Source organism: Pseudomonas sp. p106 (assembly GCF_003936645.1).
In the GTDB taxonomy this organism is placed as follows: Bacteria; Pseudomonadota; Gammaproteobacteria; order Pseudomonadales; family Pseudomonadaceae; genus Aquipseudomonas; species Aquipseudomonas putida_E.
Genome location: NZ_RHQR01000009.1, coordinates 49,918 through 74,847, shown reverse-complemented (window position 1 = coordinate 74,847; position 24,930 = coordinate 49,918). Strand labels below are relative to the sequence as shown.

Genomic DNA, 24,930 nt, shown 5'->3' with positions numbered 1-24,930 from the left:
TCTCCTTTTTTACGATAACAATAAAAAAATCAATGACTTAATATTAAAAGCATGCAACTTTGATATCTGCTGGATATCACCTGAGACCCGCCACCTTCCGATGCACCCCGACCGGCAATGTCAAGCCCGGATGAGCCGTTTACAGCAGAGGCTTTGTCGCCGCGATGCCACGCACTATCATGGCCGCCTTGCAGGGTCGGCCGCCGGAGAACGCTTTCCCGGCCCCCGTTCGACTCGATGAAGGAACGTAGAATGATCGAGACACGTTTGCTCAGGCAGTTCATTGCCGTGGCCGAGGAGCTGCACTTTCACAAGGCAGCCATCCGCCTGCACATGGCACAGCCGCCCCTGAGCCAGGCGATCAACCGACTCGAAGAGAAGCTGGGCTTCAGCCTGTTCCTGCGCAACAAGCGCGGGGTCAAGCTCACTGCCGCAGGCATGGCCTTCCTGGAAACCGCCTACCGTACCCTCAAGGAGCTGGAACAAGGCATCGAATACGCCCGCAATGTGTCCGAGGGCATCTGCGGCAAGCTGACCATCACCGCCATTTCCATCGCTTACTACGAGTCGCTGCTCAATACCCTGAAGAAATTCCGCGAAATCTACCCGAACGTGCGGCTGACCATCCGCGAAATGCCTTCGGCCTCCCAGGCCAAGGCATTGATGGCCGGTGAAGCGGACATCGGTTTCATGCGCAAGCTGCCGATGCCCCCAGACACCATCGAATCGAGATTGCTGCTCAACGAGCAGATCGTCATGGCGCTGCCCGCCAGCCACGCAAAGGTGCATCAACCTGTGGTCGACCTGCGGGATTTTGCCGAAGAGGACTTCGTCTTCACCCCGCAAGCGCTTGGCAGCGGTTACCACAGCCAGTTGATTGCGCTGTGCGAATCGGCCGGCTTCTACCCCAAGGTGGTGCAGGAAGCGGCGCAGATCCATACCCTGATCGGGCTGGTGGCCTGCGGTTTCGGCGTTGCCCTGGTGCCTGAATCGATTGCCTACTCGACGCTGCGCGAGCGCGTGCAGTTTCGCCCTCTGCGGCCTATCAAGGACCAGCCCACGCCGACCATGGGGCTGTACATGAACTGGAACATACAGAACGCCTCCCCAGCCCTGGGCAGTTTCATATCCATGCTCGACCTGGGGGCGCCACGGCGGTTTGTCGATACCATCCAGCAACCGTTGATTCTGGATGGCAGCGACAAGCACGAACTACACCGCTAGGCGGTATTCGCGCAGCCAGGCATCCAGTGCCAGAGCGGTCTCCAGGTTGTTACGGCGCAACTGTGAATTGAAATACCCCTCGGGCTGGCGCAGCTCAGCGCCCAGCCGCACACGGTCGATCACCTGGAACACCGGGCTGCCCGCCTGCGCCAGCAGGTGCCGGGCCCGCTCACGCAGGAACCGTTCATAGGCAAGGTTCGCCGAAGTCGGATAAGGGCTCTTGCGTCGCTGCAGTACGGCCGCTGGCAGGATATCGGCGCAGGCCTGCTTGAGCAGCCACTTCTCCACACCATCCTTGCCCTTGATCGACCACGGCACGTTGTACACGTACTCGACCAGCTCATGGTCGGTGAACGGCACGCGCACTTCCAGGCTGGCGGCCATGCTCAGGCGGTCCTTGCGGTCGAGCAGAATCGGCAGCCAGCGCTGCAGGTGCATGTGGCAGATTTCACGCATGCGCCGCTCTTGCGGGCTGTCGCCCGGCAAGTGCTCGACGCTGTCCAGCGCCTGGTGATAGCAACCGTCTTGGTAGCTGGCAAAGTCGCACAGCCTGTTAAAGTCCGGGTTGATCAGCTCGGGCTGCAGCAACTGCATGCGCGAAAGCCACGGGAAACGCTGCGCCGCCAGCGCCTGCGGGTCGCGGAACCAGGCGTAGCCGCCAAACACTTCATCGGCTGCCTCGCCGGAAATGGCCACTGTTGAATGGCGGCCGATGGCCTTGAACAGCAAGTACAACGAGGTGTCCACATCGCCGAAGGTGGCCGCCGAATCGTTGGCCCGGTACACCGCGCTGCGCGCAGGGTCGGCCACCAGTTCGCCGTTGTCGATGAGGATGGTCTGGTGGTGGCTGCCAATGTGTTCGGCAGCTGCCAGCGCGTAGGGCTGATCGCGTTCCGGGCGGAAGGTGTCGCTCTGGAACTGCTCGGCCTGGCCGACGAAATCCACCGAGAACGAATTGACCCTGCCCCCCTGCTCCGCCGTCAGGCGCTGTTGCGCCATGGCCGTGAGGATGGTCGAGTCCAGCCCGCCGGAGAGCAGCGAACAGACCGGCACATCGGCATGCAACTGCTCGCCCAGCGCTTTGCCGAGTAGCGCTCGGGTGCGCGCCACGGTGTCGGGCAGGTCATCCTGGTGCTCGCGCCGCTGCAACTGCCAGTAGCGGCTGAGTTTGGGGCGCCCGTTTGGGCGCCAGGACAAGCGATACCCCGGCGGCAGTTCGCTGATCCCACGCAAGGCCGTGCGCGCCGTACCGCGCGACAGGCTCAGCGCATCCACCAGCCCGACCACATCCAGCGCACTGGCGAACTCCGGGTGCGCCAGGATTGCCTTGATTTCCGAACCAAACAGCAGCCCATGCTGGTGGTGGGCGTAGTACAGCGGCTTGACCCCCAGCCGGTCACGCACCAGCAGGAAGTGGCCGTCGCGTCCGTCGAACACAGCGAAGGCGAACATACCGCTGAGGTGCTCACAGCATTGTTCACCCCATTCCAGGTAAGCGTGCAGCACCACCTCGGTGTCGCTGCGGGTATGGAACTGGTGGCCCGCCTTGCGCAGGCGCTCACGTAGAGCGTCGTGGTTGTAGACCTCGCCGGTGTAGATCAGCGCGACTTCCTCGCCACTGGCGCAGCGGTAGGTCATCGGCTGTACGCCACCGCTGAGGTCGATGATCGCCAGCCGCCGGTGGCCCAGCAGGGCATTACGATGCTGCCAGCTGCCACTGGCATCCGGCCCGCGCAGTGCCAGCGTATCGGTCATGGCGCCGATAACCTCGCCAGCTTGGGTCAGGTTGCGGGTGTAGTCCACCCAGCCTGTGATTGCGCACATGCTGTACTCCTTACACCTGAAGACGACGGGTTGGAAGCAGGCCGGTCAGGGCCTGCAGGCGCTTGGCGATATCCAGCAACTGCCGCTCGCTGTCACGCCGGCCCATGATCTGCACGGCCAGCGGCGCCTTGCCGTCGGCACTCAGGCAAATCGGCACGGTAATGGCCGGCAGGCCGCTGAAACTGGCCAGCGGAGTGAAGCTGATCTTCTGCTCATAACCTTCGTCTGCGGGCGAAGGGATGGTCGAGTCCCCTGGCTGCGGGTTGCGCCGGTCGAATGGCCGGTTAGGGTCCATGGGGAATACCACGAAATCCACTTGGGCGTTGTCGAACCAGGCCTCGATACCGGAACGGATGTTGTCCATGCGCTGGTGGATGCGCCGGTAGTCAGCGTCGCTGACGCCCTCACCCACTTTCAGGGCGCTGAGTGTCGACCAATGCAGCTCGCAGTCGAAGCGCCGGGCCCAGGCAGCCGAGGCCAGCCACGCATCCCGTGCGCACAGCTGCCAGGCGTCGCCACGGCAGGCCCACAGGTCCGGCATGGCAACCTCAGCGGGCGCCATGCCCAGGTCTGCCAGTGCGCTGCGTGCCTGGCCCAGCATGTCGAGCATGGCCGCACTGGTCAGCGCCGGGTCCAGCGCGTGCTCCAGCATGGCGACCCGATAGTGCTCTTTGAGTGGCTGTTGCTGGCCGAGCAGTGGCTCCAGGCCCAGCAACGGGAACAGTAGGTCGAGGTCATCGGCGCTGCGGGCGACCCAGCCCAGTGCGTCCATGCGCGGTGATAACGGAAACACCCCGGCCAGGCTCTCGGCCTTCTGGGTCATGCGCAGGCCGACCATGCCGCAGTGCGAGGCAGGCCAGCGCACCGAGCCGAGCACATCGGTGCCCAACGAGATATCGCACAGCCCCGCTGCCACCGACACCGCCGAACCTGTGCTGGAGCCAGACGGATCGATGGTCGGGAAATGTGGGTTACGACAGCCGGCGCCAAAGGCAATGTTCAGCTCGGTAGTGGCGACCTTGCAGGTCAGCGCGATGCGCGGGTCAAGGAAGGCCAGCGCCTCGGCGCTGCGCTGCGGGTAGTGGCGGTAGCTGTGCAGGCCCAGGCGGGTCGGCAAACCTTGCACCTCGACAGTGTCCTTCACGCCCAGGCGGTACCACGGTGCCTCGACCTCGCGGGTGCTGGTCAGGCAACGGTAGTGGCTGTCGGCTTGCACGGACCATTGTGCATACTGCGCTGCCCAGTCCGCTGCCAGGGCGGGGCTGCGCTGCAGCAGTTCATGGCGCTTGCGCAGGCTCAGGCCGAGGTATTCGGGCTGCTCGCGGCCGTGGGTGGCGTTGGCGCCGCAGTTGCTGAGGTAGTGGGCGATGGCATCTTGAGTGTCAACGTGGTTCATGGGTGTATTCCTTGACAGAAGTGGAAGCCGCCCACGGCAGAGGCTTGCCGGTGGCGGACAAAGGCAGCTCGGTGACACGGCGTACCGCAACCGGCCATGGATGGCCCGGCGATAGTTGGCGCAATGCCTCCAGCACCGCGTGTTCGGTGAGGGTGTCGCAGCTGTACAACACCTCGAACGCTTCGCCGCGCAGCGCATCGGCCACAGCAACGCAGGCCAGCGCCGGGCAATCCAGGCGCTGAGCAAGGTCACTGGCCAGACGGGCCAGGTCGACGCGCAGCCCATTGACCTTGATCAGGCTGCTGGCCCTGCCCAGCCACTGGAAGCGCCGTGCGTCCAGCGCCAGTACCTGGTCATCGCAGCAATGCGTGGTTGCGGCGTGTGCCTGGCACGGCTGGCGGGCGATGCGCGGGCTGGCCACGTTCAGCGCACAGGGCTGGCCCGGGGGGCTGAGCAGTGTCACATCGCTCAGCAGCGTCCAGGGCTGCTCTGCATTACTGTGCGCATCCAGCGCGCGGTAAGCCATGGCGCCGGTTTCGGTGGAACCGAGCAGTTCGACGAAACGCACCTGTGGCCCGGCATGGCGCTGCACCGTGGCCAGAGCACCCGGCGGCAGCAACGAGGCGCTGTGCACCACCAGTACCGCACGCCGGGCGCTCAGCCGGGCCAGCAGCGCCGGCAGCACGCGCCAGGTACTGGCAATGGCGAGAATCACGCACGGCCCGTCGCCATCGAGCGCTGGCAGGCGCTGCTGCTCCAGCGAACAAGGGTGCAACTGCGCGTTCAAAACCCGCGCACCGACCTGGCCAAGGATCATGCCGTAGCTATGGCTGACTGGCGCAAACGAGAATATCTCCCGTGCATCGGGCGCCCAACGGCCGAGAATCAGCGTTGCCTCGCGCTCCATCTGCGCCTGGCTGCGCAGCCATTGCCGGGGCGTACCGGTTGAGCCGGAGGTGGTAAACAGATGTTCGGCGCTCACTCGGCGGCCTGCAGGGTCAGTTGGTCTTCCAGTTTTTGCCGGACGAATTGCTCCATCTTTTCCAGGGTTTCGAACCAGAAGCGCACATCATCGCTGAGGTAGTCCACTTCGATGGCGAAGCAGCCTTCGATGGCGGTGATCACTTCCACAGCCATGAGGCTGTCGAAGCGTTCGCCGAGAAAGTCACGAAAACTGTCGCGTTTATCGATGGCGTCGACGTGCTCGCCAAGCAGCTGGCCGAGGGTGTCGCGGATACGCTGTTCAATGCTGAGGTCGTTCACGAGCCGGTCTTTCCTTGTTGATGGGCAGCGTTGGTCAATTCCGCTCCGGCACTGAAGAACACGTGCTCGGGCAGGATCGGGTCGAAGTGCAGGTAGATGAAGGCTTTGGGGTAATGCGTGCGCAGGCAGCCGTGCAGGCCTTCAGCCAGCGCCTGGTGAGCCTGCCGGTCGCGGGCCTGTGACAGGGTGATGCGCACATGGAACTGCGCCGGTGCACCGTCGCGGTCGGCAACGGGCATCGGCATGCCGGCGCTGAACACACTGGCCTCAGGTAACGGGTTGAAGAACACCATGCAATGGGCGGTGTCGGCGCCCAGTTGCTTGAGCTGGCGGGTAAAGGCCAGCGCCAGGCGCTTGCGCTCCAGCGCTTGCAGCGGTGCACAGCAAACAGTGAGGGTGGGCATGGCGGCTCCTTACGACAGCTGCAAGCTGGGCAGTTGCTGGCGCTGGCCTTGGGCAAAGGCGTCGAGCAGGCGGCCCAGGCAGGTGGACAGCGCATCGACCCCTTGCAGGAACAAAGGCGACCAGGCATGGCCGGCAGCGCCGCGCACCTTGTCGAGGAAAAAGCGCAGGTGGGCAAGGTCCACCGGCAGGCCCAGGTCGGCAGCCAGTGCCACGGCCTGGTAGGTGCTGAGCAGGTCGGGAATGCGCTGCCCCTGGTTGGCGAAGCCGCCCTGGCGCACTTTGTGCGCAGCCAGTAACCGGACGGCAGCCTCAGTGACGTCGTTACCGATATGGGCCAGGCAGGCCAGCGCCTGCAAACCGGCGCGCAGTGACACTTCGCCACGGGGGAACGATGCGTAGCCATGGGCCTGCCGGCAGCTGACGACGTAGCGTTCGATGGCCGCGAGGTCTACACCGCTGTCATCGCCCAATTGCCGCAAGATCGACACGGCCGATGCGGTGGACACCATGTCCGAGCCGCGCCCCTCCCAGAAACCGAAGCCGCCGTCAGGGTTCTGCAGCGAGGCCAGCCAGCGGCCGATCGCCTGGCGGGGCCCTGGCTGGCCAGCGAAGGCACCTGCTGCAAGGCCCCAATTGGTGCAACGCACCTCGGCACCACGGCCTGGCATGTACATGATCCCAGGCTCGTTGGGCATCTGGCAGCCTTCGATCCAGCGCAGGGCCGCATCGCGCTGCTGCGGCCCCAGGCTACCGCCCAGCACCGCGGCCGCAGTGGTCAGCACGTCGGCGGCGGTATCGGCCCGGCGATACGAATAGCCGCCCTGGGGCATCGACAACGTGGCGATGAACGCTGCCACGCCATCGGCCAGGTGCGCCACCGGCTCTCCCAGTGCTTTTAGCGAACCCAGTGCGCAGAACGCCGCCCAGACATCCTCACCGTCATAACCCGCCCAGCGCACGAAGGCACCGGTCGGGCCGCGCAAGGCATCGATCCATTCAGCGCAGCGCTTACGGTCCAGCGGTTGCGCCTGCAATGCCGCAAGGCTTGCGGTGGCGCGATAGGTCGCCCACAGGCACGGCACAGCCGCCGCTTCGCTGAAGCGGAAGCCACCGCAATCCATCTGCTGTGCCTGCAGCCAGCCGATCAGGCGTGGCAGGTTCCATTGCGGCGCCGGCAAGCCCTGGCGAGCCAGCGCTCGCGCAGCCATCACGCCGTAGAAGCAGGCACGGGTGTCGGCCAGGTTGCGTCGGGCGAAATCCGCCGACCAGCTCAGGCCACCATTGGCACACTGCAACCCCTCGAGCCAGGCATACAGGGGCTCGGTGTCCCGCACCTGGCCATGGCAGACTTCGATCAAGGTGCGCAGCGCATAGTGGCTGGCCCACACGTCCGCCGTCTGGCCCGGGCACATGGCATAGGCGTCGCCATCGAACAGCGTAGCGATCCAGGCCGCTGTTTCGTCGCACCGTTCAACGCCAACGCCCAGGTCGTGCAGGGTTTCGGTGCAATAAAATGTGGCCCAGGCATCGGAGGGCATCCCCTTGCTCCAGGCAAAGCCGCCATCGCGGTTGCGCCGAGACAGGATGTAGGCCTGTAATACCGGTACATCAACCTGCTCAAGGCGCCCAACCCAGGCCAGGCTGCGTATGGCCGCATAGGTGCACCACAAGTCCGGTTGGCCGTTGCCCAGGCCCTGCCCCAGAAGGAATCGTGGCGGCGTCATTGCTGGCCACCGACAAAGCGCAGGTTGGTCTTCTTCCAGCTCTTTTGCGACCCGCCACTCTTGTTCAGCGCCGACAGGTTGTTGACGAACAGTACGCGGCTCCAGCGCAGCCCCATGTGCTGCTCGCAGCGCTCCAGCAAATGCGCTTGCAGGCGCGCTTCCTGGCTGCTGTCCCAGACGACGTCACGCTCGAGGATAAGCGCGGCGCTGTCAGCCTGGCGGTCCACTTCGATGACATAACCTGTGGCATCGCAACTGCCGTACACCACCTCCTCGACCGCGCGGATCTCAAGGCCTACGCCAGCCACGCGGACGCTATCGCTGTCACGCCCGTTGATCAGCAAGGCCGGGCTGACCTGGCCTGGCTGCCAAGGCGAGGTGATGGTCACGCTGTCACCGGTGTCCAGACGCAACAGCGGGCGTGCATACAGGTTGAGCGGCGTAACGACGAGGCGGCCCGTGAGCCCCTCGGCCGGGGTGACCAGCTTGCCGTCGGGCAACAGCAGTTCGAAATAGTTGGTGGCAGTGGCCAGGCGCATCTGCAGGTCCTGGCCCACTGCGGCCAACGTGCCGGTTTCGGTACTGCCGTAGCTGGCATCGAAAACATCGCATTGCCACCAGCGCGCCAGGCGTTCGCGCAACGGCTGGGTGTTGACCTCGCCAAGCAGCATGATCGAGCGCACCGACTCGGCGAAGCTGTGCAGCAATCCGCGCTGTTTCAGGTAGCGGGTCAGTTGCACCAGCACACCCGGGGCAATGAACAGGACCGTAGGCCGATACGTGTCGAAGGTGTTGCACACCCGCTCCCAGTCGGTAATACCGGTGGTGAAGGGATAGAGGCGCACGTGGGAAACGTCCAGGTACTCGCAGACGTTGGCGATCAGGTCACCTACCGGCACGATGTCCGATGGCATCAGGTTGGCCACCCGCGAACCCGGGCGCAGCACTGCCCGCCAATGGCTGGCGACACTGACAGCATTCCAGATGATGTCTTCTTTCAAACGCGGGGTCGGGGTCGGCTCGCCAGTCGTGCCGGTGGTGGCGTAATACTTGGCCGCCTCGCCCAGTTCCACCGTGCAGAACTCGAGTGGCTGGCCTTTGAGCAATGCCTTGGCGGTTACAGGCAACTGCTGGAAGGCCGTGAAACTGTAAGGACCTATGTTTGCGTAATGGGCACTGTGTTGTGCTCGCGTCCAAATTGCTTGCAACTTGCGTTCATAAAATGCGGCGTCGGGGACATGCCCCGCCTGCAGCTGAAGCTCGCGTTCCGCGGCCTTCAGCACGCCGTAATCCTGGTCGCTGTGAACTAACATCGACTCGCCCTCTCGAATAAACAGCGCAGAGAATTGGCGAGCGTCCGGCTCAAGTAAAATACTTATTTGAAACCGCCGGTGATAGTCACGAGGTATTATTCTGCAACTTCAGCGGGTAAAACCTGATCTGTAAGTGCGATTTTTCCGAGCGCTATTCATTCCTCGCGCCGTGGATCCGGTGGGATATCAGACAAAGATGTTTTGGGTATTTCCGGGGCATGCCACGGGCTTTTTTCAGCAACCTTGAGACCGAGCGCCGCACACGCGGCGCATCGCCATGGGTTTGCCGCAGACGCTTCAGCGCCCGTTGGCGCAACGCCATACCCGCGCAATATCACTGGCCCGGGCCCGCAACAAGTGCGCGGCATCGGCGCAGGCCTGCTCCAGGGTCATCGGCCCGCTGGCCAGGGCGAATGCCGCATCGATACCGTGCGCATACAGCTGCTGATAGCCTTCACCCAAGGTGCCCGCCAGCACCACCACCGGCACCCCATGGCGCTTGGCGACACGCGCCACCCCCATCGGCGTCTTGCCCCGCAGGGTCTGGGCATCGAAGCGGCCCTCACCGGTAATCACAAGGTCGGCACCTTTCACCAACGCATCGAGGCCGGCCAACTCCGCCACCACTTCCACGCCCGGGCGGAACTGCGCCCCCATGAAGGCTTTGGCCGCGAACCCCATGCCGCCGGCCGCACCACACCCTGGCTGTTCCCGAACATCTTGGCCCAGCACCTGCGCACAATGGTCGGCAAAGTGGCCCAGCGCTTTGTCCAGGGCCTGGACCTGCTCGGGGCTGGCACCCTTTTGTGGCCCGAAGATCGCCGAAGCACCATTGGGCCCACACAGGGGATTGTCGACGTCGGCCGCCACTTCGACCTGAACCTGCGCCAGGCGCGGGTCAAGGCCGCTGGCATCGATACGTGCCAGCCCGGCCAGGGCCAGGCCGCCCTCTTCCAGTGGCTGGCCATCGGTGTCCAGCAAACGCAGCCCAAGGGCACGCAGCATGCCGCTGCCGCCATCGTTGGTAGCACTGCCGCCGATTGCCAGAACGATGCGCTGTGCCCCTGCGCTGAGCGCGGCGTCGATCAGTTCGCCGGTGCCCCAGGTGCTGCTGCGGCAGGCATCACGCTGCGCACTTGGCACCAGTTGGATACCACTGGCCTGGGCCATCTCGATGATCGCTGTGCGGCTGTCGGCCAGCCAGCCCCAACCGGCCTGCACCCGCTGGCCTAGCGGCCCGCGAACGGTCTGCCGGCGCAGTTCGCCGTGGCTGGCAGCGACAATCGCCTGCATGGTGCCTTCGCCACCATCGGCCATGGGGCACTCGAGCAGCTCAGCGGTCGGCAGCGCCTCTGCCAGGCCGGCGGCGATGGCACGGGCGACACCGGCAGCATCAAGGCTGTCCTTGAACGAATCGGGGGCAATGACGATTTTCATGGGGATTCTCCTGTCCAGATGGCCGCATGCTGACAGTTGGCCGGCGTCGGGGCCTCGGTCGGATGCACAAACCGGCCGACAGGTTGTTTGGGCAAATGCCTTTTTGCCCAGGTCAATCCGCTGGTAACAGCTGCAACCCCAGATACAGGCTCAACATGCCCTCCAGGCGCAACGGGTCGACCTCGCCCAGCTCGGCAATGCGCTCCAGGCGGTAGCGCAGGCTGTTGCGGTGAATCCCCAGGGCATCGGCGCAGGCCTGGCTCTGGCCATCATGCGCGCACCAGGCACGCAGGGTGGCGAGCAACTGCCCGCTGGCATCCTTGGCACGCACGCGGTGCAGCGGCTCAAGCAGCTCATCCAGCGCATCTTCATTGCGGTGGCGCCACAACAACGCCGGCAGACGGTAACGCGCAAGGCTCAACAGCTGCTCGCCTGGCAACACTTCGCGGCCATAGGCGAGCAGGTCACGAACCCGCCGGTAACCGCGGCGCAACTGCTCAAGGCTCTGCGCCGGGCTACCCAGCGCCATGCGCTGGATCTGCCAGCCGCTGCGCTGCACGCGCTCGAGCAGGCGCACCTCATCCAGCGCCACCCCGGCCGGGCGGCACCACAGCAAGGAATCGCGTGCCGGGCTCACGCACCAACTGTCCGGGTAACGGCTCATCAACCAGGCAGCCAAGGCCTCGGCCGCCGGGCCGGCACGCAGTTCGAACAAACACGGCACCCGTGGCAACTGCGGCTTCAGGCCCAGTTGCTGCGCTTCGTCCAGCAGCCGCGGCGAGTCGCCCGTACCACCGAGCAGCAACGCCAGCAGGTCATCACAACGCTGGCGCCGCCATTGCTGTTCAACCTGCAAATGGCGCTGGGCCAGCAGCATTTCAGCGGTCATGCGCACCAGTTCGCCGTAGGTGCGCAGTTGCTGTGGGTCACCCGTCAGCCCCAGCACGCCGATCAGCCGCCCATCGAGCATCAGCGGCAGGTTGACCCCCGGCTGCACGCCTTTGAGGCACTTGGCGGCGTCTGCATCCAGCTCGACGATCCGGCCATTGGCCAATACCAGCTGCGCACCTTCGTGGCGGGTGTTGATGCGCCCTGGCTCACCACTGCCCAGGATCAGCCCCTGGCTGTCCATGACATTGACATTGCACGGCAGAATGGCCATTGCCCGATCGACAATATCCTGCGCCAAGTCATGGTCCAGTTCGAACATTCGGTGGTCCTTGAGGGTATTGGGTTTTGGTCGCGAGCAGGCGCGGCACAGGCGACCTTGGCGCAAGAAGCCCGATCATGGCACACGGCTCTATCGCTGACCAACGCCGAACACGCCCCTCATGAAGCATGGCGCTCCTTCCGGCCGTCAGATCACTGCATCACCCTCTCATCCCAGGCGTCAAATGGTTCCAAGGCCCCCTTTGGAGAATATTCATGACTCAGCACGCCGTGGCTCGCCTCGAGCAACTCGACCCCAAGCGCCCCCTTCGCGTACAAGCCGGCAGCGAAGAAGTGATCCTGATTCGCAGCGCCGGGCAGGTACGCGCCTATCAGGCCAATTGCCCGCACGCCGGAGCGCCGCTGGAAGAGGGCGTGGTATGCAACGGCCTGCTGGTCTGCCCCTGGCACAAGGCCGCTTTCGCCGTTGACGAAGGCGTGGTCTGCGAGCCGCCGGCCCTGGCAGACCTGCGCCGTTACCGCGCATGGGTCAAGGATGGCGAAATCTGGGTCGATGACCAGCCTCTGCCGCACCCCGAGCCACCGCGTCACAGCGATGCGCGCTGCTTCGTCGTCATCGGCGCCGGTGCCGCAGGCTCGGCGGCGGTTGCCACGCTGCTGGCCCATGGGTTCGGCGGTCGCCTGGTGTGGCTCGACCAGGAGCGGCAACCGGCGTATGACCGTACTGCGCTGAGCAAATTCGTGATTGCCGGCGAAATGCCGCCTGACGAAGTGCCAGCGCTGCTTGACGCTGACCAGTTGCGCACAGGCCAACTGGAACGGCGCTCGGGCAAGGTGCGCCTGCTGGATGCCAAAAAGCGCCAGATCACCCTCGCCGACGGCCAGCGTATCGATTATGACGCAGCCTTATTGGCCACTGGCGGCAAGCCGCAACGCCCTGACCTGCCCGGTGCAAGCCTGGCAGGCATCGTGACGCTGCGCTCGCGCGAAGATGCGGCGCGCCTGCTCGATGCCGCCGAACCCGGCCAGCCCGTGGTGATCGTCGGTGACGGGTTCATCGGCCTGGAGGCCGCATCGGCATTGCACACGTACGGCGCACAGGTCCACGTGGTGACCCGCCACGAGGTTCCGTTACGCATGCAGTTGGGTGAACGCATTGGCCGCTCGATTCGTGCGCTGCATGAGCGCGAGGGCGTGATGTTCCATGGCCCGACCGACGTCGAGCGGTTCATCGGTGCGCAACACGTCGAAGCCGTGCTGCTGAACAATGGCGATAAGATCGAAACATCACTGGTCTTGCTCGGCACCGGCGTCACGCCGGCCACTGCCTTCGTGCAGGGCGTGCAATTGGCCGAGGACCACTCCATAGCGGTCGACGCCGAGCTGCAGGCCGCCGACCGGCTGTGGGCGGCCGGTGATATCGCGACCTTCCCCCTCACCGGCCGCCCGGTGCGCATCGAGCACTGGCGCCTGGCCCAGCAACACGGTGTCATAGCTGCCGCCAACATGCTGGGCGAGCAACGCCGGTATGAAGACGTGCCGTTCTTCTGGACTTATCAGCATGGGCGTACCTATGAAGTACTGGGGCATGCGCGCGACTGGGACCGCATCGAGTTTGTCGGGGCGCCGGAGCAAGGCGATTTCATTGCCTTGCAATGTGCAGGTGAGCGGGTGGAGGCTGTGATCGCCAAAGGCTATTCGGATGCCATGGCGCAGTTGTCGCAGCGTATGAAGCGGTCACTGAGCCTGGCTCAGGCGCTTGAGTTGATCGGCTGAACGCATTCGCCCCGCACCAGGCCGGCTGCCGATCATGCAAAAATCAGCTATGGTTTTCCCCACCTCAAATAACAAGAATTTCGTGGAGCGCCCATGGCCGCGCACACCGCCTCACCCCATGCCAGTGAGCTGGCCGCATTCGTCGATTGCCATTTCGCCGAACGTGGCCTGATGCCCGAGCCTGTGATCGCCGAATCCTGGTACCGCAGCATCAACCAGCATCACCTGGACCCTGAACTGCGCCACGTCGACAATATCCTCAGCGCCGCCGAAATCCGCCAGCACCAGGCCCAGCATGAGGCCTACCTGGCCATCGCCAGCCAGGGTGTCAGCGGCCTGGCGCGGCGCGTTGTGGATGCAGGCTTCGCCGTGCTGCTCAGTGACGCCGAGGGTATTACCCTCGATTCCCGCTTGCCGGCCGACCCGCAACGCTATACCCGTTCCGGGCTGATCGTTGGCGCGCGCTGGGACGAGTCGGTGGCCGGCACCAACGGCATCGGCACCGCTCTGGCTAGCCGGCAGGCCCTGACCATCCACCGTCAGGAGCACTTCCTGGCAGCCAACGCCCGCCTGAGCTGCTCGGTGTCGCCGATCTTCGATGCCCACAATCAACTGCTCGGTTGCCTGAATGCCACCTGCCTGTACAGCGACGGTCCCAAGCAAGCACAGCACCTGACCTTGCAGTTGGTGACCCTGTACGCACGGCTGATCGAGAACAGCCATTTCCGCGAGCGCTTTCGCGACCGCCTGACCCTGGCGCTGAAACCGCGTGACGAGTTCTCGGACCTGGCGGCCGAGCAGTTGCTTGCGCTGGATGAAGGTGGCCGGGTGATCGGTGCCAATCGGGCGGCCTTCCTTGCGCACAGCGGCAAGTTGCTGGGGGCGCCTGTCGAGCAACTGCTGCACGCCGATATCGACCAACTGCTCGACCTCACCCGTGGCGGCGCCCGCGGTACCCAGTTGCGCGCCCATGCTCAAGCGCTTTTGCTGGACGTCGGCCTGCGCGCCCCCGCCGGCTATCGCCCGCTGCCGGCTGTACCGCCGATGCCCGCACGGGCTCGCCACCCCGGCCTCGAACAATTGGCAGGCCAGGACGCGCAACTGCAACAAAGCGTGCGTCGGCTGCGCAAGGTGCTGGACAAGGACATCGCCATCCTCCTCGACGGCGAAACCGGTACCGGCAAGGAAGCTTTCGCCCGCGCCCTGCACCAGGCCAGCCAGCGCCATGCCAAGCCGTTCGTGGCGCTCAATTGCGCAGCGATACCCGAGTCATTGATCGAAAGCGAACTGTTCGGCTACCGCGCCGGCAGTTTCACGGGTGCCAGCCGCAAAGGCATGAAGGGCAAGCTGGAGCACGCCAATGGCGGCACGCTGTTTCTCGATGAAATCGGTGATATGCCTGCACACCTGCAAACGCGCCTGCTACGGGTGCTGGCCGAACGTGAACTGGTACCACTGGGTGCAGAAACGCCAGTGGCGCTTGATATCCAGGTGATATCGGCGACGCACCAGGACCTGCAGGCCATGATTGGCGAAAAGCGTTTTCGCGAAGACCTTTACTATCGCCTGTGCGGGATGCGCATGAGGTTACCGGCCCTGCGTGAGCGCAGCGACCGCCGCGAGCTGATCGATGCGCTGCTCTCTGGCTTGTCGGCCGGGTCGGGGTTGCGTTTGAGCGCCGAGGCGCATCGTTGCCTGCTGGGCCATGCGTGGCCGGGGAATGTGCGCCAACTGCTCAACGCCCTGCGCCAGGCGGTAGCGCTGGCCGAGGGCGGTGTGATCGAACTGGCCGACTTGCCCCAGGAGTTGCTGGACGGTGCAGCGCCTGCCCAGCCTGCAGCGCTCGAGCAACAGGTGGAAGACCTTCAGGCGCGGCATTTGCTGAAGATCTTGAAGCGTGAGCACTGGAACATGAGCGCAGCGGCGCAGGAGTTGGGCATTTCGCGCTCGACGCTGTACCGCAAGATGAAGCGATACGCGATCGTGCAGCCAAACCTGTTGGGGTGACCGGTGCGCCCCTATCACCGGCGAAGCCGGTGCCATGCACCCCAGCGTCTGCATCGCCGGCAAGACAGGGACGCTGGGGTGAAGACTTACCCCTGGATGTACACCACCTGGGTGCGCGTGTACTCATACAGCCCGTGCTTGCCATCCGCCCCGCCGATGCCGGACTTGCGCGCACCGGCGTGGAAGCCCTGCATGGCTTCGAAGTTCTCGCGGTTGATGTAGGTCTCGCCAAAGTCGATCTCGCGGCAAGCCTTCAGCGCTGCATTCAGGTCACGGGTATAGAGCGATGAGGTCAGCCCATACTCACTGTCATTGGCCAAGGCAATCGCTTCGTCCAGATCGTCGACCACCTGGATCGGCAATACCGGTCCGAAGATCTCCTTGCGCATGATCTCCATGTCCGCAGCACAGCCGGCGAGCACAGTCGGCTGATAATGGAACCCGGCGCCGAGGTCGGCGACCTGCCCCCCGGTCACCAACTGGGCGCCCTGCCCTACGGCCGTGCGCACCATCTGCGCCACCTTGTCGAGGCCGGCCTGGTTGATCAGCGGCCCCATGTCCAGATCGGCCTGGCGCGAAGGGTCGCCATAGCGGGTGGCCGCCATGGCCTGGGCCACCTTGTCGACGAAGGCGTCGGCCACCTTGCGCTCCACATACACCCGTTCGGCACAGTTGCAGACCTGGCCGGTGTTGATCACACGCGAGGCGACGATGGCTTTCACCGCAAGGTCCAGGTCGGCGTCAGCCAGCACGATCGCCGGGGCCTTGCCGCCCAGTTCGAGGTTGAGCTTGGTAATGTTCGGTGCGGCCGCGGCCATGATCCGCGCGCCGGTAGCCACGCTGCCGGTGAAGCTCACCAGGTCGACACCAGCATGGCTCGACAGCCCGTGACCGACGCTCGCCCCTTTGCCGCCCACCACGTTGAACACGCCTGCGGGCAAGTCTGTCTCGGCCACCAACTGGGCGAACGCGTAGCAATTGATGGGGGTTTCCTCACTGGGCTTGATCACGATGGTATTGCCGGTGAGCAGCGCCGGCGCCATCTTGCGTGCGATGAGGAAGAACGGGAAGTTCCACGGCAGAATCCCCGCCACCACGCCCAGTGGCTTGCGCATCAGGAAGATGTGTTCGTGGGCGCGGTCGCTGCTGAGTACCTCGCCCTCCAGGCGGCGCGCCCATTCGGCCATATAGTCAAGGTAGTCAGCGGTAAAGTTGACCTCGACCTGGGCCAGCGCCGGCACCTTGCCGCCCTCCTGGGTAATGATCCGCGCCAGGCGGTCGGCATTGGCCCGCACCTTGGCGGCGATCTGGCGCAAGTAGCCTGCCCGTTCAATGGCTGTCTTCGCCGCCCAGCCCTTTTGCGCCTTGCGTGCTGCTGCGATGGCGCGCTCCACCTGTTCGGCCGGTGTTTCTGGCACCCGCCCCAGCAACTGGGCGTTGGCCGGGTTGTAGACCTCGATCAGTGCCTCGCTGGGTACAAACGCGTTGTCGATGAAGTTCTGGTAGGTCGTGTCTGTCATGCTCGTGTCACTCCTGTGGTGTGTTGTCGGCCAGGGGCGGTTGGGCGACGGGCTTGGCGCTGAACCGCTGCCACGCATCGCCTTCGGCCTTCAAGTCATGGGCGCGCTTGATCAGGTACTGGTGCACCTGCTCGACCTGCTCGGGTTTGAGGTTGTCGGCGAACGAAGGCATGCCATCGGGTACCCTGCCGCCATAGAGGATGCCGAGGAACATCTGGTGCTTTTCGGCAGTGAGCTTGCGCAGGTCGGGCAGCACACCACCACTGACGGCGTGGATACCGTGGCATTGCGAGCAGTTGCCGTCATACAGGGCGGCCCCGGCAGCGACCGTTTGCGCATCGGCGGTCAACGCGGGCGGCTCCGGTGCGTCGGCCGGTGGCGCCGGCTCACGCAACTTGGCGGTACCGCCGATCTTGTAGGTCAGCACCTGGGCGAACGGCTGCACCCCGGCGCGCAGCGACAACGCGCCGGCGAAGGTGGAAAACGCCCCGCCCCAGCCGGCCATGAACGTCACATACTGCTCGCCGTCCACCGAATAGGTGATCGGGGCAGCCATCACGCCGCTGGCGGCGGGCGACTCCCAGAGCTTTTTGCCCGAATCGGCGGCATAGGCGATCACCCGGCCATCGGCGCTGCCTTCGAACACCAGGTTGCCGCCAGTGCTCAGGGTGCCGCCGTTGAAGATGGTGATGTACGGCACCTCCCACGCCGGCGCCTGCTTGACCGGGTCCCAGGCGATCAGCTTGCCCGACCAGCTCTTGGCCATGTCCAGCAGGCCTTCGGCGCCTTCAGGCATCATGCCGGTGCGCAGCCCCAACTGGTAAACGCTCTTGAACGGGTTGCGCTTGGGCGCCTCGGGGATGTGCTCGTAGTAGGCCGACATGATATGCGCCGGGATGTACACCAGGCCCGTGTCGGGGTTGTAGGACATTGGGTGCCAATCATGGGCGCCCCAGAAAGCCGGGGTCACCAGCTTGCGCTTGCCGTCCTTCCAGTAGGCCGCCGCCTCATCGTCGATGATCGGCCGCCCGGTCTTCATGTCGATGCCTTTGGCCCAGTTGACCGGCACGATGTTCTTCGCCGACAGCAGCTCACCGGTGGCACGGTCCAGCACATAGAAGAAGCCGTTTTTCGGCGCCTGCATCAGCACTTTGCGCGGTTTGCCGTCAATGGGCAGCTCGGCCAGGATCATGTGCTGGGTGGCGGTGAAGTCCCAGGCATCGCCTGGCGTGGTCTGGTAGTGCCAGGCGTATTCGCCGGTGTCGGCATTGACCGCGACGATCGAGGAAAGGAACAGGTTGTCGCCCTTGGCCTGGCTGCGCCATTTCGGGTCCCACATCGAGCCATTGCCCACGCCGATATACAACAGGTTGAGTTCCGGGTCGTAGGCGAACGAATCCCAGGCCGTACCGCCGCCACCCCACTCGACATACGCGTCGCCGTGCCAGGTCTTGCTGGCGATCTCCATGGCTTTGTTCTCGGGCGGCAGCTTGGGGTCGCCCGGCACGGTGAAGAAGCGCCAGGCCTGTTTGCCGGTTTCGGCGTCATATGCGGTCACGTAGCCGCGCACACCGAATTCGGCACCGCCATTGCCGATGATCACCTTGCCGTTGACCACCCGCGGCGCCCCGGTGATGGTATAGCTGCGTTTGTCGTCATCGCGGGTGTCCACCGACCACACGCGCTTGCCGGTCTTGGCATCGATCGCCTCCAGGCGGCCATCGAGCACACCCACGTAGACCTTGCCCTGCCACACCGCCACCCCTCGGTTGACCGCGTCACAACAGGCCTCACCGGCGCGGTGGCGGTCAGACTGCGGGTCGTACTTCCACAGCAGCGTGCCATTGCGCGCGTCCAGGGCGTACACCACCGAAAACGGCCCGGTGGTGTACATCACCCCGTCAACCACGATCGGTGTAGCCTCCACGCCACGGTCAAGGTCGAGCTTGTAGCTCCAGGCAAGGCCGAGCTGGTTGACGTTGCCCTGGTTGATCGCCTTGAGCGGGCTGTAGCGCTGCTCGTCATAGGTACGGCCGTGGCTCATCCAGTTGCCGGGTTCCTTGTCGGCGTCGATGATGCGCTGGCCGTCGACTTCGGCGGCGAAGGCAGGTGCGCTGCACGCCAGGCTCAAGGCCAGGCAGTTCAGCAAGTGCGGCAGAGGCCGACGGTGCGGGCCTGTTCGATTCATGCTCGGTTCTCCGTTCTTGTTATGGACACCGCATCAGGCGTCGGTAACACACAGAGCAACGGCTGTGCCATTGGCACAATGAGCTTGCCAAACCGCCATGCCAGAGCGGTTCGACGCTGCACTGCCGGCAATCGCCAGGCAGCACGGACTGGCGCAACGATGAAACAGCTGCTGCAGACATGACACAGGTGTGCCAGCCGCTCCCTCGGCCCAGAAAAGTGTGTTGACCTGCGTGATCAAAGCCATTGGGGAGCCTGCCGCCGGGGTGCCGGTCCCCCCATTCCCCAATCATCCCGGTATCGTGCGCGCCATTGGTTCTTTCACCTTCGGAGCGGCAATGAAACTCTTCCAACCCTTGCAGATCGGCCCACTGACGTTGCCCAACCGCGTGTTCATGGCGCCCCTCACCCGCCTGCGCAGCCTGGAGCCCGGGGATGTACCCACCCCGATGATGGCCGAGTACTACGCCCAGCGTGCCAGTGCAGGCCTGATCATTACCGAGGCTACGCAAATCTCCTTCCAGGCCAAGGGCTACTCGGGTTCACCAGGCATTCATACCGCCGAGCAGATTGCCGCGTGGCGCCTGGTAAACGAAGGCATTCATGCTGCAGGCGGCCACAGCGCCGTGCAGGTCTGGCACACCGGCCGTGTTTCGCACACGACCTTGCAGCCTGGTGGCCAGGCGCCAGTGGCGCCCTGCGCCCTACCTGCCAATGCCCGTACCACGTTGCGTGACGAGCAAGGCAACCTGCTGCGCACTGAGACCTCCGTACCGCGTGCCCTGAGCGAGGAAGAGATCGCCGGCATCGTCGCCGATTTCGGCCAGGCAGCGGTCAATGCTCGCGAGGCCGACTTCGACTTCATCGAATTGCATGCCGCTCACGGCTATCTGTTGCACCAGTTCCTCACCCCCAGCGCCAACCAGCGCGAGGACCGTTATGGCGGCAGTGTCGAGAACCGCGCCCGTATTGTGCTCGAAGCGGTGGATGCCGCCATTGCCGGTTGGAGCGCCGAGCGCGTGGGTATCCGCATTTTCCCGTTGGGCGGTTTCAATGGCGTGGACAATGGCGAAGATCAAGAGGCAGCAGGGCTGTACCTGATCAAGGAACTGGCCAAGCGCAACCTGGCCTACCTGCACCTGTCCGAGCCGGACTGGGCTGGTGGCAAGCCGCTGCGCGATACGTTCCGTGAGGCTATTCGGGCGGCTTACCCAGGGGTAATCATTGCCGCAGGTGCCTATACCGCAGAGAAAGGCGAAGACCTGATCGGGCGTGGGTTGATCGATGCCGTGGCGTTCGGGCGCAGCTTCATCGCCAACCCGGACCTGGTGGAACGCCTGCGGGTTCAGGCGCCACTGAATGAGCATCGGGCGCAGTTCGACTATGCAAACGGGCCTGAGGGGTATACGGATTATCCGTTCCTGAAACAGGCTTGATGGCATGACGGGCCCCGCGCCGGCGGACCAGACGCTGTAGGTGTGCCGGGAATGAACCCGGCTTCAGGGGCCTGACATTCGCGATCACTGCTCCCAAGGCACTCCCTGCTCCCAACTCGCCACCAGCAGGTCGATGAACCCCCGTACTCGCGGAGACAGGTGGCGTTTGCTCGGGTACACCACGCGAATAGGGTCGGCCGGTGGCCTGTAGGCGTGCAACACCTCCACCAGCGTGCCCGCGCGCAGGTCCTCCCCGGTGATGTAGGTGGGCAGGTGAATCAGCCCGAACCCTGCCCGTGCGCCATCGAGCATGGCTTCGGAGCTGTCGATATTGAGCCGCCCGGGCTCCTCGCACAGGTGCAGGCCCTCTGGCGTGTGAAAGCGCCAGGGCATGGATTTTTCCCCTGTCAGGAAGGCAATCTTGTCATGCCCGTACAGGTCTGCAGGCACCTGCGGCACCCCGTGCTGGCGCAAATATTCCGGCGAAGCGCAGGTAACGAACTGCTGCCAGGCCACAGTGCGAGTGAGCAACTGTGAGTCTTCCTTGGGTGCGCCGATCCGTACGGCTACGTCCACGCCCTCCTCGACCAGATCGACGAAACGGTCGGTAAAACGAATGTCGGCGCGCAGTTCCGGCCATTGCTTGAGGTAAGCATCGAGGACCGGCAGCACATGCCGCTGGCCCAACGACAGCGGGCCGGTCAGGCGCAGCGTGCCGGTGGGCTTGCCACGCCGCTGGGCCATGGTGCTTTCCACCTCGTCCAGGTCATCGAGAATCTGCCGCCAGCGCTCATACGCCACCAAACCCTCATCGGTCAGGCTCAATTTGCGCGTGGTACGGTTGAGCAGGCGTACCGCCATACGCGCCTCCAGGCGCGCGATGCTCTTGCCCACGGCTGAACGGGTCAGCCCCAGGCTCGCCGCTGCAGCGGTAAAACTGCCCGCCTTCGCCGCACTGACGAAAGCGGTGATGTCGCCGAAGCGGTTGGGTTCCATGTCAGGTTCCTGCGGATACTGAAGACCCGCTTAAATGGGTGCGTATTGCAGTATTGCAAGGGCCTCGTTACAGCATCCACTGCAGTGCCTTGATGACCAGCAAGTGCAACGGGTAGAACAGATACCCCCAGCGCCCCACCGCAGGCACAGGCCAGTGGTCGTGGCGCAGCAGCATGCACCCGACAGGTATGGCCAGGGCTGCAGCGGCCATGGTCAGCAAGGTAACCGGTGCCAGCAGGTGCTCGAACAACCAGCCGTTGGTCAGGTTGCCCGCCACAGCCAACAGGCACGGCAGCAGCCAGGCCACTCCCCCTCGGCTGCGAGCCATCAGCCAGGCCGCAGGCAGCAGTACGCCGGGCAACCCGTACATCAGTTGCGCGCTGCACCCGGTTGCAATCAGTACGGCGCCAAGGCCGATTAGCCGCGCTGACGCCGGGGGGTGGTGCACAGCCCAGGCCACCAGCAGCCCCAAGGTCAGAGTGGGGATCACGCTGAAGGTCTGGGTAGCAGGGTCCAGCCAACGATAGGGCCCTTCAGACAGCACCATGAAAGCCAGCATCCAGCCCAGGTAGCGCAGGTTGGCACGGGTAAACAGCCGGCCCGGTGTGCTGCGCCCGACATTCACTGCGATCGCCAGGCAGAACAATGGGAAGGCCAGGCGACCGACAATGAACAGCCCCTCGGCAGCCGGCCAGAGGAAACGTACGTGGTCGGCAACCATGGTTACGATGGCCGTCCACTTGACCAGGTCCAACCCCGCTGAGCGCACGCCTCAGCGCCCGGGGCCGTCGGCCTGATGCAGGTATTGGGTGGTCCAGGCGGCCAATGGCAACGGTGGTTGCTGGTCGAGGATGCGGCGCCAGATCAGCGTCAGATCGTGGCGGTTGAACATCCCACCGACCCCGCTGCCCCGCCACACGCTTGGCGTGTGGGCAATCCAGTGACCCTGCCCATCGCGATGGGCCATGTTGAAGCGGAAGGTGTAGTTGCCGGGGATACCCATGCGCAGGTCGGTCACGACAAGCGCGCCGTCCACCTCGTCATAGCGTAACCAGTCATCGGTAAACCAGCGCAGGCGCTGCAGCAGGGGGGCATCGACCAATGCGGTGGCAAGCTGCAGGTTACGCGGCAGTCGCTGCATTTCCGGTGGCGCACGGTCGAAAACACTACTGACGCCTTCGTAATAATCGCCATCCGGGGTCTTGGCCAGCACGCGCCAGACCAGGCTGTTGAACGCGATCGGTACCGCGCGCACCTCGTTTGCGACAATCCCCTGCTGCTCGAGGGCAGCCTGGAAACGCTGCTCGGCGGCCATGCGGCCGGCCAGGCCGAACCCCAGGTAAGCCGTGCTGAACACCAGGGCCAGGCTCATCAGGCGCAACGCCTTGCCGCTCACGCCCCTGATAGCGGCGTAGAGCACGGCCGCCAGCAGCGGCACGGTGTACACCGGGTCAATGATGAACACGCTGGCCCAGCTTTGCGGGGTGAACTGCAACGGCCAGAACAGCTGCGTGCCGTATACCGTGAATGAATCGAGGATCGGGTGGGTCACCAGTACCAGCCAGAACGCCAGGAGCAGCCTGGGCAAGGTGTAGCCTTTGTCAGGCCAGCGCGTGCGGCCCAGCCGGTTGACCAGCCAGGCGAGCAACAGGGCCAGGCCGGTCAGCACGAAGATCGAGTGGGAGAAGCCGCGGTGGTAGGTCATTTGCGACACCGGGTCGGCGTAGCGGATGACCACGTCCAGGTCCGGCACGGTGCCCAGTGCGGCGCCGTAGATCAACGAGCGGCGGCCCTGGATACGGCCAAGCACTGTGCCTTGCAGCGCGGCGCCGAGTACGGCTTGGGTAATGGAGTCCAAGGGAAGGTTTCCTGAGTGGGCAATACAGGAAACCTAACCCTGCGAACCCCGGTGATGCAATTGCTGCTGTGTGACAACGCGTGGCCGGTACGGGCTTAGAACAGCTGCCAGGTGTACACCAGGATCAACCGGTTTTCATCGATATCGCTACGGTAATTGGACCGCGCCATGGCATTCCTCACCCTAATCCCCAGCCCTTTGAATACACCGCTCTGCACCGCATAACCCAGATCGATATCACGTTCGCGATCCTTGCCCTCGTACCCTTGGCCGGTATCGACGTTGTTACCGGTGAGGTAGCGCACCGTCGCCGTCAGCCCCGGGATGCCCATGGCTGCGAAGTTGTAGTCATAGCGCAGCTGATAGGAGCGCTCATCGGTGTAGGCAAACTCATACGTCGGCACCTCATTGCCCAGCGGCGAAATGTTGGCGAACACCCGAGGGAACGGACTGTCGCCGTACATCGCCTGGTACCCCGCGTGGAAGCTGTGCCCCCCTCGCCTAGCAGTGAGCAGCGAAAAGAATGCCTGGTTGTCGATGGTGCCCAGCAACGCATCACCTTGCTCACGGGCGGTGAAATAGCCCAGGTTGGCACTGAGCACCCAGTCCCCTAGCGGCTTGCTGTGCTTGAACCCGACAAAGCCCTGGGCATAGACGTCTTCCAGTTGCCCGTACCAGAGGCTGGCGCTGCTCTGGTTGCCGTTGAACGCGTAGTCGCCCCCGACATAGTTGAATGCGTCGCTCTCGACCTGGCGCTGGGGCACATGGCCGAGCATGGCGTTCATCTTGCCGTCGCCGCCTTCGTTACGCAGGTGCGAGCCGGTGAGGTGCCCGGCCTGCACCGTCAGGCCGTCCAGTTCGGACGTGCTGAGGCTGACGCCCTGGTAAGTGGGCGGCAACAGCCGGATATCGCTAAAGGTCAGCACCGGCAGGTTGGGCTGCAGTTCACCGACGCGCAATTCGGTTTTGGATACCCGTGCCTTGAATGTAGGTGCCAGGCGGCTGTATTCGTCGGCAGCCCTGCCATCACCGTGCACTGGCAGCAGCCCTGTATTGGCCCGGTCAGGGCTGCTGTCGAGCTTGATGCCCAGCACGCCCAGCGCGTCGACCCCAACGCCTACGGTGCCTGGTGTGTAGCCGGACTTGAAGTCAAGGATGAAGCCCTGCGCCCACTCCTGGGCCTTGGACTGCTGATTGGCGCCGACGATGTCGGAAAAGTCACGGCTGAAGTAGTAGTTGCGGGCGCTGAGGCTGGCTTTGGCATCCTCGAAGAAACCGCCTTCGGCGGCAGATAACGGTTGGCTGAGCAGGGTCAGCCCGATGGCGACGCAAAGGGTTTGGTTCATTCCGAAGCTCTCTTGATCTTGTTGTTATGGGTAAAGCGTTGGTAATAC

The 24,930-nt window shown here is 64.3% G+C and carries 19 protein-coding genes; 4 read left to right on the top strand and 15 right to left on the bottom strand.

Features of this window, described 5'->3' with window-relative positions; genetic code table 11:
- The first annotated feature begins 252 nt into the window (after positions 1–252).
- Positions 253–1,224, top strand: coding sequence for a LysR family transcriptional regulator (locus EGJ09_RS13490; protein ID WP_046786177.1), 972 nt, complete (start codon positions 253–255; stop codon positions 1,222–1,224).
- Here the strand turns inward: EGJ09_RS13490 and asnB are convergent.
- The 9 genes from asnB to EGJ09_RS13445 form a co-directional block, all read right to left on the bottom strand.
- Complete coding sequence (gene asnB, locus EGJ09_RS13485; RefSeq protein ID WP_125924124.1) at positions 1,213–3,048, bottom strand: asparagine synthase (glutamine-hydrolyzing); 1,836 nt, start codon at positions 3,046–3,048, stop codon at positions 1,213–1,215. The genes EGJ09_RS13490 and asnB overlap by 12 nt on opposite strands.
- Positions 3,049–3,058: 10 nt before the next feature.
- Positions 3,059–4,444 (bottom strand): amidase, encoded by a 1,386-nt coding sequence (locus EGJ09_RS13480; protein ID WP_125924123.1) that lies wholly within the window; start codon positions 4,442–4,444, stop codon positions 3,059–3,061.
- Positions 4,431–5,426 carry an AMP-binding protein gene (locus tag EGJ09_RS13475; RefSeq protein ID WP_125924122.1) on the bottom strand — a complete coding sequence of 332 codons (996 nt, stop codon included), beginning with the start codon at positions 5,424–5,426 and terminating at the stop codon, positions 4,431–4,433. Before EGJ09_RS13475 ends, EGJ09_RS13480 begins: the two co-directional genes overlap by 14 nt.
- Positions 5,423–5,707 carry an acyl carrier protein gene (locus EGJ09_RS13470; RefSeq protein ID WP_125924121.1) on the bottom strand — a complete coding sequence of 95 codons (285 nt, stop codon included), beginning with the start codon at positions 5,705–5,707 and terminating at the stop codon, positions 5,423–5,425. Before EGJ09_RS13470 ends, EGJ09_RS13475 begins: the two co-directional genes overlap by 4 nt.
- Positions 5,704–6,111, bottom strand: a complete 408-nt coding sequence (locus tag EGJ09_RS13465) for a hypothetical protein (protein WP_125924120.1) — start codon at positions 6,109–6,111, stop codon at positions 5,704–5,706. The genes EGJ09_RS13470 and EGJ09_RS13465 overlap by 4 nt, the downstream gene beginning before the upstream one ends.
- Before the next feature lie 9 nt (positions 6,112–6,120).
- Positions 6,121–7,836, bottom strand: coding sequence for a prenyltransferase/squalene oxidase repeat-containing protein (locus EGJ09_RS13460; RefSeq protein ID WP_125924119.1), 1,716 nt, complete (start codon positions 7,834–7,836; stop codon positions 6,121–6,123).
- Positions 7,833–9,149, bottom strand: a complete 1,317-nt coding sequence (locus EGJ09_RS13455) for a phenylacetate--CoA ligase family protein (RefSeq protein WP_125924118.1) — start codon at positions 9,147–9,149, stop codon at positions 7,833–7,835. The genes EGJ09_RS13460 and EGJ09_RS13455 overlap by 4 nt, the downstream gene beginning before the upstream one ends.
- Before the next feature lie 297 nt (positions 9,150–9,446).
- Positions 9,447–10,586 (bottom strand): glycerate kinase, encoded by a 1,140-nt coding sequence (locus tag EGJ09_RS13450; protein WP_125924117.1) that lies wholly within the window; start codon positions 10,584–10,586, stop codon positions 9,447–9,449.
- Between the two features lie 112 nt (positions 10,587–10,698).
- Positions 10,699–11,796: a sugar diacid recognition domain-containing protein gene (locus tag EGJ09_RS13445; protein ID WP_115274760.1), complete on the bottom strand. Its 1,098-nt coding sequence runs from the start codon at positions 11,794–11,796 to the stop codon at positions 10,699–10,701.
- A gap of 215 nt (positions 11,797–12,011) precedes the next feature.
- Here EGJ09_RS13445 and EGJ09_RS13440 point away from each other — a divergent pair, with 215 nt between their 5' ends.
- Both EGJ09_RS13440 and EGJ09_RS13435 read left to right on the top strand, forming a co-directional pair.
- Positions 12,012–13,532 carry an apoptosis inducing factor family protein gene (locus EGJ09_RS13440; RefSeq protein WP_125924116.1) on the top strand — a complete coding sequence of 507 codons (1,521 nt, stop codon included), beginning with the start codon at positions 12,012–12,014 and terminating at the stop codon, positions 13,530–13,532.
- 93 nt (positions 13,533–13,625) lie between these two features.
- Positions 13,626–15,539: a sigma-54-dependent Fis family transcriptional regulator gene (locus tag EGJ09_RS13435; protein WP_125924115.1), complete on the top strand. Its 1,914-nt coding sequence runs from the start codon at positions 13,626–13,628 to the stop codon at positions 15,537–15,539.
- An 86-nt stretch (positions 15,540–15,625) separates the two neighbouring features.
- Here the strand turns inward: EGJ09_RS13435 and aldA are convergent, their stop codons facing one another.
- The gene (gene aldA, locus EGJ09_RS13430; RefSeq protein WP_125924114.1) at positions 15,626–17,059 is read right to left on the bottom strand and encodes an aldehyde dehydrogenase; all 1,434 of its coding nucleotides are present in this window, start codon (positions 17,057–17,059) and stop codon (positions 15,626–15,628) included.
- Between the two features lie 7 nt (positions 17,060–17,066).
- Entirely contained in the window at positions 17,067–19,247 is a 2,181-nt protein-coding gene (locus tag EGJ09_RS13425) for a PQQ-dependent dehydrogenase, methanol/ethanol family (protein ID WP_125924113.1), read from the bottom strand.
- A gap of 337 nt (positions 19,248–19,584) precedes the next feature.
- Between EGJ09_RS13425 and EGJ09_RS13420 the strand changes: the two genes are divergently transcribed.
- On the top strand, positions 19,585–20,682 hold the full coding sequence (locus tag EGJ09_RS13420) for an alkene reductase (protein ID WP_125924112.1): 1,098 nt from the start codon (positions 19,585–19,587) through the stop codon (positions 20,680–20,682).
- A gap of 84 nt (positions 20,683–20,766) precedes the next feature.
- Here the strand turns inward: EGJ09_RS13420 and EGJ09_RS13415 are convergent, their stop codons facing one another.
- The 4 genes from EGJ09_RS13415 to EGJ09_RS13400 form a co-directional block, all read right to left on the bottom strand.
- Positions 20,767–21,678, bottom strand: coding sequence for a LysR family transcriptional regulator (locus tag EGJ09_RS13415; protein WP_125924111.1), 912 nt, complete (start codon positions 21,676–21,678; stop codon positions 20,767–20,769).
- 67 nt (positions 21,679–21,745) lie between these two features.
- Positions 21,746–22,447, bottom strand: coding sequence for a TraX family protein (locus EGJ09_RS13410; protein WP_125924110.1), 702 nt, complete (start codon positions 22,445–22,447; stop codon positions 21,746–21,748).
- A gap of 3 nt (positions 22,448–22,450) precedes the next feature.
- Positions 22,451–23,536, bottom strand: coding sequence for a metal-dependent hydrolase (locus EGJ09_RS13405; RefSeq protein WP_125924109.1), 1,086 nt, complete (start codon positions 23,534–23,536; stop codon positions 22,451–22,453).
- A 95-nt stretch (positions 23,537–23,631) separates the two neighbouring features.
- A complete protein-coding gene (locus EGJ09_RS13400; RefSeq protein ID WP_125924108.1) occupies positions 23,632–24,882 on the bottom strand; it encodes an OprD family porin in 1,251 nt (416 codons plus the stop codon).
- Positions 24,883–24,930: the final 48 nt, after the last annotated feature.

Excerpts from the sequence above, each read along its gene's own strand:
- EGJ09_RS13490 (WP_046786177.1), top strand. The coding sequence starts at position 253 with ATGATCGAGACACGTTTGCTCAGGCAGTTCATTGCCGTGGCCGAGGAG.
- asnB (WP_125924124.1), bottom strand. The coding sequence starts at position 3,048 with ATGTGCGCAATCACAGGCTGGGTGGACTACACCCGCAACCTGACCCAA.
- EGJ09_RS13480 (WP_125924123.1), bottom strand. The coding sequence starts at position 4,444 with ATGAACCACGTTGACACTCAAGATGCCATCGCCCACTACCTCAGCAAC.
- EGJ09_RS13465 (WP_125924120.1), bottom strand. The coding sequence starts at position 6,111 with ATGCCCACCCTCACTGTTTGCTGTGCACCGCTGCAAGCGCTGGAGCGC.
- EGJ09_RS13460 (WP_125924119.1), bottom strand. The coding sequence starts at position 7,836 with ATGACGCCGCCACGATTCCTTCTGGGGCAGGGCCTGGGCAACGGCCAA.
- EGJ09_RS13455 (WP_125924118.1), bottom strand. The coding sequence starts at position 9,149 with ATGTTAGTTCACAGCGACCAGGATTACGGCGTGCTGAAGGCCGCGGAA.
- EGJ09_RS13450 (WP_125924117.1), bottom strand. The coding sequence starts at position 10,586 with ATGAAAATCGTCATTGCCCCCGATTCGTTCAAGGACAGCCTTGATGCT.
- EGJ09_RS13445 (WP_115274760.1), bottom strand. The coding sequence starts at position 11,796 with ATGTTCGAACTGGACCATGACTTGGCGCAGGATATTGTCGATCGGGCA.
- EGJ09_RS13440 (WP_125924116.1), top strand. The coding sequence starts at position 12,012 with ATGACTCAGCACGCCGTGGCTCGCCTCGAGCAACTCGACCCCAAGCGC.
- EGJ09_RS13435 (WP_125924115.1), top strand. The coding sequence starts at position 13,626 with ATGGCCGCGCACACCGCCTCACCCCATGCCAGTGAGCTGGCCGCATTC.
- aldA (WP_125924114.1), bottom strand. The coding sequence starts at position 17,059 with ATGACAGACACGACCTACCAGAACTTCATCGACAACGCGTTTGTACCC.
- EGJ09_RS13425 (WP_125924113.1), bottom strand. The coding sequence starts at position 19,247 with ATGAATCGAACAGGCCCGCACCGTCGGCCTCTGCCGCACTTGCTGAAC.
- EGJ09_RS13420 (WP_125924112.1), top strand. The coding sequence starts at position 19,585 with ATGAAACTCTTCCAACCCTTGCAGATCGGCCCACTGACGTTGCCCAAC.
- EGJ09_RS13415 (WP_125924111.1), bottom strand. The coding sequence starts at position 21,678 with ATGGAACCCAACCGCTTCGGCGACATCACCGCTTTCGTCAGTGCGGCG.
- EGJ09_RS13400 (WP_125924108.1), bottom strand. The coding sequence starts at position 24,882 with ATGAACCAAACCCTTTGCGTCGCCATCGGGCTGACCCTGCTCAGCCAA.